The organism is Stenotrophomonas pictorum JCM 9942 (assembly GCF_001310775.1).
Lineage (GTDB): Bacteria > Pseudomonadota > Gammaproteobacteria > Xanthomonadales > Xanthomonadaceae > Stenotrophomonas > Stenotrophomonas pictorum.
This window is the reverse complement of record NZ_BAZI01000301.1, coordinates 1-3,259: the sequence shown is the minus strand read 5'-3', so window position 1 is coordinate 3,259 and position 3,259 is coordinate 1. Positions and strand designations below refer to the sequence as shown.

The 3,259-nt window shown below is 68.4% G+C and carries 6 protein-coding genes; 3 read left to right on the top strand and 3 right to left on the bottom strand.

The window, feature by feature from the left end; translation table 11 throughout:
- Window positions 1-138: 138 nt before the first annotated feature.
- The 3 genes from JCM9942_RS12740 to JCM9942_RS12730 are packed head-to-tail and all read left to right on the top strand — an operon-like array spanning window position 139 to window position 1,279.
- Window positions 139-645, top strand: a complete 507-nt coding sequence (locus JCM9942_RS12740) for a Na+/H+ antiporter subunit E (protein ID WP_054660114.1) — start codon at window positions 139-141, stop codon at window positions 643-645.
- A gap of 29 nt (window positions 646-674) precedes the next feature.
- Window positions 675-926 carry a K+/H+ antiporter subunit F gene (locus JCM9942_RS12735; protein ID WP_425478351.1) on the top strand — a complete coding sequence of 84 codons (252 nt, stop codon included), beginning with the start codon at window positions 675-677 and terminating at the stop codon, window positions 924-926.
- Window positions 923-1,279, top strand: coding sequence for a Na+/H+ antiporter subunit G (locus tag JCM9942_RS12730; RefSeq protein ID WP_054660110.1), 357 nt, complete (start codon window positions 923-925; stop codon window positions 1,277-1,279). Before JCM9942_RS12735 ends, JCM9942_RS12730 begins: the two co-directional genes overlap by 4 nt.
- A 23-nt stretch (window positions 1,280-1,302) precedes the next feature.
- Here JCM9942_RS12730 and JCM9942_RS12725 read toward each other — a convergent pair whose 3' ends face one another.
- The 3 genes from JCM9942_RS12725 to JCM9942_RS12715 form a co-directional block, all read right to left on the bottom strand.
- Complete coding sequence (locus tag JCM9942_RS12725) at window positions 1,303-1,749, bottom strand: hypothetical protein (protein ID WP_054660108.1); 447 nt, start codon at window positions 1,747-1,749, stop codon at window positions 1,303-1,305.
- 18 nt (window positions 1,750-1,767) lie between these two features.
- Window positions 1,768-2,718, bottom strand: coding sequence for a calcium/sodium antiporter (locus JCM9942_RS12720; protein WP_054660106.1), 951 nt, complete (start codon window positions 2,716-2,718; stop codon window positions 1,768-1,770).
- Between the two features lie 75 nt (window positions 2,719-2,793).
- A partial coding sequence (locus tag JCM9942_RS12715; RefSeq protein WP_083468539.1) for a hypothetical protein occupies window positions 2,794-3,259 on the bottom strand: 466 nt, incomplete at its 5' end.

Sequence of the window (3,259 nt, the reverse complement as noted above, 5' to 3'; positions counted from 1 at the left end):
GCTGCTGGGCTACGTGGTGGCGATGAGCGTGTTCGCCGCGCCGCTGATGCGCCAGTCCGAGGCCATCGCCACGCAACTGCAGGCGCCGGACCGCTACCTGCAGGATGTGCGCGGCACCCTCCCGCAAGTGAGGCAGCCATGAGTCCACATCGCCCGCTGCTGCGCCGGCTGTTCCCGTCGCCCGTGCTGTCCATCACCGTGGTCGCGTTCTGGATGGTGATGTCCTTCACCTTCGACGTGGGGCAGCTGCTGCTGGGCCTGCTGCTCGGACTGGTGGTGCCGCTGTTCGCCGCGCGCCTGGACCGCGAGTTCGCCCGCATCGGCACCTTGCGACCGGTACCGCGGCTGGTCTGCACGATCCTGTGGGACATCCTGATCTGCAACCTGCGCGTGGCCGCACAGGTGCTGGGCCCGGAAGACCGCCTGAAACCGGCGTTCATCTGGCTGCCGCTGGATATCGGCAACATCCACGGCATCGCCGCGCTGACCAGCTTCATCACCCTGACCCCCGGCACGGTGTCGGCCGCGCTGTCCGAGGACCGCCGCCACCTGCTGGTACATGTGCTGCACCTGGAGGACGCCGACGCGCTGATCGCCGAGATCAAGAGCCGCTACGAGGCGCCGCTGATGGAGATCTTCCCGTGAACGGGCATCTGATATTCGAAACCACCCTGATGGTGTGCATGCATGTGGTCGGGCTGGCGATGCTGCTGGCGCTGTGGCGGCTGCTGCGCGGGCCAACCGTGCCGGACCGCATCCTCGCCCTGGACACGCTCTCGGTCACCGCCATCGCGCTGCTGATGCTGTTCGGCATGTACCTGGATTCGGCCATCTATTTCGAGGCCGCGCTGATCATCGCCATGCTCGGCTTCGGCAGCACCGTGGTGCTGAGCAAGTACGTACTGCGCCGGGATATCGTCGAATGATCACGTTCCTGCAGATCACACTGTCGGCCCTGCTGGTGTTCGGCTGTTTCTTCATCCTGGTCGGCGCGCTGGGACTGGTGCGCTTTTCCGATTTCTTCAAGCGCCTGCATGCGCCGACCAAGGCCAGCACCCTGGGGGTGGGCTGCATCCTGGCGTGCTCGGTGGCCTATCACATCTTCCTGGGCGAAGACCCGCAGCCGCGCGAGCTGCTGATCACCGTGTTCCTGTTCATCACCGCCCCGATCAGCGCGCACCTGATGGCCAAGGCGGCGCTGTCGCTGATGATGGAAAGCCGCCCCGAACCGCCCACCGGCGGTAACGGCGGGGCCGACACCGACACTCCGCCCAACTGAGGCGGCGGCGCTTCCGGCGGGCGTCAGCGCAGCTGGATCTGCGCCACGTCGCTGACGCGCACATGGGTCTGGTAGTAGTACTTCCCGCTGGGCTGCCCCTGACCGTCGGTAAAGTCGATCCGCACCATGCGCGCGGTACCGCGCACCAGAACCGGCTTGCCCTTCAACACCGTCTTCGGATCGGCCTGCAGCCGCTCGGCCAGCGCCAGCCGCGCCTGCGGATCCACCGCGACGCTGAGATTGCGCGGGTCACGGTAGTCCGGCTGCGAGCCCAGGAACAGGCGGCCACCCTCTTCCCCGATAGCACGCACGTTCAGTGCGAACACGCCATCCACGCCACGGCCGGGACCGGCGGCCGCGGCCAGCTGCACCGCCATCGCCGGATCGATCCAGGCCCCCTGTTGCCGCGGCAGCAGCGCGCACCCGGCCAGTACAACGCACAACACCGCAACGCCCATCCCCTTGCGCATAACTGTCTCCCTGATCCGTCAATACAACAGCGCCAGTTCCAACCCCACCCACGCCAGGAACGCCACGAGCAGCACCGCACCTTCGCCGCGGGTGATCTTCAGGTCGCCGCGCAGCATCGGGTACAGCATCAGCACGAACACGATCGCCGCCGGCAGCTCCAGCCGCACGAACGAGGCCGGCAGCGGCATCGGCCGCAGCGCCGCCATACCGCCCACCACCACCAGCAGGTTGAACAGGCTCGAGCCGATCACATGACCGACCACCATGTCGCCCTGGCCGCGACGCGCCGCGGCGATGGCCGCAACCACTTCCGGCAACGCGGTGCCGATAGCCACCGGCAGCAGGCCGGCCAGCAACGGCGACATCCCCCAGCCGGCGCCGATCACCGGTGCGGCCTGCACCACCCAGCGTGCGCCGTAATACAGCACCACGGCGGCGATCAGCAGGCGGACCATATTGAGCCACAGCATCGTGCGGGTGGTGGCGTAGTTGGCGATGCTCTCCTGCAGCTCCACCGGCTCGCGCCGCGCGCGCGTCAGCAGCAACGCCAGCACCGCCACAAAGCCCAGCAGCAGCACGATGCCTTCGCTGCGGCTGATCACGCCATCCAGGCCGAACACGATCAACGCCAGCGACGCCACGGCCAGCAGCACCAGCAGCGGCGACAGCAGCCGGGTGCGCACCAGCAAGGGAAACGCCAGCGCCGCCAGACCCAGGGTCAGACCGACGTTGACGATGTTGCTGCCCACCGCGTTGCCCAGTGCCAGCTCCTGCGCGCCGACCACGAACGCGCGGGCATTGACCACCAGCTCCGGCAGCGAGGTGCCGAACGCCACCAGCAGCAGACCGGCGACGAACGGCGAGGCGCCGAAGCGCTGGGCCAGACCGGAGGCGGCCTTGACGATGGAGTCCCCGCCCAGCGCCAGCAGCAGCAGCCCCAATGCGAACCACACGATTGCTTCAAACATTCCGCATCTCTCCCGGCAATGATGGCGGCGGTTGCAGGGCCGAACGCGTGCCCCACCGTTAGCGGCAGCAGGGTATCAGCCGCAGCCTTCCACGTAATCCACCTGTGGCGGCAGTCCCACCCGCCACGCGCCGACCTTGCCATCGGCGCCCAGCTCGAACACCAGCACGCCCGGACCACCGTCGACCGCCGTCACCCGCAGCATCCGGGCGCCGTCCACATACTTGTGCGGCTGCGGGGGGCCGGCGTGCGGATACAACGCCTGCAGCTGTGCCAGCTCCATGCCGACCGTGCCACCGCCCGGCGCCGGAACAGCGGTGCTACGCAGGTCATAGCGCACGAAGCGATCGCCCTCGATCATGAAGAATGGCCGGGCCTCGTCCTGGCCGGCCGGACTGAGGTAATAGCAGCCGCCGTCGGCGACCGCATCCCCTTGCAGCTCGCCAGGCCACGATGCGTGCAGCTGCGCGGCATCGCTGCCCAGTGGCACCGGCCCATAGCCCTGCCAGCCGGCACCGGCAGTCGTCGCAGCAGGCCCAGCC

Coding starts and splice junctions, on each gene's coding strand:
- JCM9942_RS12735 (WP_425478351.1), top strand. CDS start 675: ATGGTGTGCATGCATGTGGTCGGGCTGGCGATGCTGCTGGCGCTGTGG.
- JCM9942_RS12725 (WP_054660108.1), bottom strand. CDS start 1,749: ATGCGCAAGGGGATGGGCGTTGCGGTGTTGTGCGTTGTACTGGCCGGG.
- JCM9942_RS12730 (WP_054660110.1), top strand. CDS start 923: ATGATCACGTTCCTGCAGATCACACTGTCGGCCCTGCTGGTGTTCGGC.
- JCM9942_RS12720 (WP_054660106.1), bottom strand. CDS start 2,718: ATGTTTGAAGCAATCGTGTGGTTCGCATTGGGGCTGCTGCTGCTGGCG.
- JCM9942_RS12740 (WP_054660114.1), top strand. CDS start 139: ATGAGTCCACATCGCCCGCTGCTGCGCCGGCTGTTCCCGTCGCCCGTG.